Source organism: Paraburkholderia sp. BR10141, assembly GCF_056155635.1.
This window is the reverse complement of sequence record NZ_JBMIQH010000108.1, coordinates 1-1610: the sequence shown is the minus strand read 5'-3', so window position 1 is coordinate 1610 and position 1610 is coordinate 1. Positions and strand designations below refer to the sequence as shown.

The following is a 1610-nucleotide window of genomic DNA, read 5'->3' as shown; positions in this document are numbered from 1 at the left end:
CCGAACTTCACCGACCCGCGCCTCGACCCGACCCGCACGATCCGCGCGCCGCGCGGCAGCGAGAAGGTCTGCAAGACCTGGCTGGCGGAAGCCGCCTACCGGATGCTCCAGAACAATCTGGATCCCGAAGTCGCCGAGCATCCGCATGCGCTCGTGGTGTACGGCGGCATCGGCCGCGCGGCGCGCAACTGGGAGTGTTTCGACCAGATCCTCGCGTCGCTCAAGGACCTGAACGAGGACGAGACGCTGCTGATCCAGTCGGGCAAGCCCGTGGGCGTGTTCCGCACCCATGCCGACGCTCCGCGCGTGCTGCTCGCGAACTCGAACCTCGTGCCGCACTGGGCCACGTGGGAACACTTCCACGAACTGGACCGCAAGGGCCTGATGATGTACGGCCAGATGACCGCGGGCAGCTGGATCTACATCGGCTCGCAGGGCATCGTGCAGGGCACCTACGAAACGTTCTATTCGGTCGCGAACCAGCACTTCAACGGCGACCCGAAGGGCCGCTGGATTCTCACAGGCGGCCTCGGCGGCATGGGCGGCGCGCAGCCGCTCGCGGCGACGATGGCGGGCTTCTCGATGATCGCGGTGGAATGCGACGAGACGCGCATCGACTTCCGGCTGAAGACGCGCTACGTGGACCGCAAGGCCAAGACCATCGACGAGGCGCTGGCCATCATCGAGGAAGCGAAGCGCACGGGCAAGCCGGTTTCGGTGGGCCTGCTCGGCAACGCCGCCGATGTCTTCGCCGAGTTCGTGAAGCGCGGCATCACGCCCGACTGCGTGACCGACCAGACGAGCGCGCACGACCCGATCAACGGTTACCTGCCGCAGGGCTGGACCGTGGAGCAGTGGCGTGAAGCGCAGAAGGTCGCGCCGGAAAGCATCGTGAAGGTCGCGAAGGAATCGATGGCCCACCAGGTGCGCGCGATGCTTACGCTGCAGGAGCGCGGCGCGGCCACGCTCGACTACGGCAACAACATCCGCCAGATGGCGCTCGAAATGGGCGTGGACAACGCGTTCGATTTCCCGGGCTTCGTGCCGGCATATATCCGTCCGCTGTTCTGCGAGGGCAAGGGCCCCTTCCGCTGGGTGGCGCTTTCGGGCGATCCTGAGGACATCTACAAGACGGACGCCAAGGTCAAGGAGCTGATCCCCGACGATCCGCACCTGCACAACTGGCTCGACATGGCGCGCGAGCGCATCGCGTTCCAGGGCCTGCCGGCGCGTATCTGCTGGGTGGGCGTGAAGGATCGCTATCGTCTCGGCCAGGCGTTCAACGAAATGGTCAAGAACGGCGAGCTGAAGGCGCCGGTCGTCATCGGCCGCGACCACCTCGACACCGGCTCGGTGGCGAGCCCGAACCGCGAAACGGAATCGATGAAGGACGGCTCGGACGCGGTGAGCGACTGGCCGCTGCTCAATGCGCTGCTGAACACGGCGGGCGGTGCGTCGTGGGTGTCGCTGCACCACGGCGGCGGCGTCGGCATGGGCTTTTCGCAGCACTCGGGGGTGGTGATCGTGGCGGACGGCACGCAGGCGGCGCACGAGCGTCTGGGCCGCGTGCTGCTCAACGATCCGGCCACGGGCGTGATGCGCCACGCGGA

Annotated in this window: 1 protein-coding gene; it reads left to right on the top strand. The window is 67.1% G+C overall.

Translation table 11 applies throughout. The features are described 5' to 3' along the window. On the top strand, positions 1-1610 hold a 1610-nt coding region (gene hutU, locus ACOJB8_RS41010), incomplete at both ends, for a urocanate hydratase (RefSeq protein ID WP_475017952.1).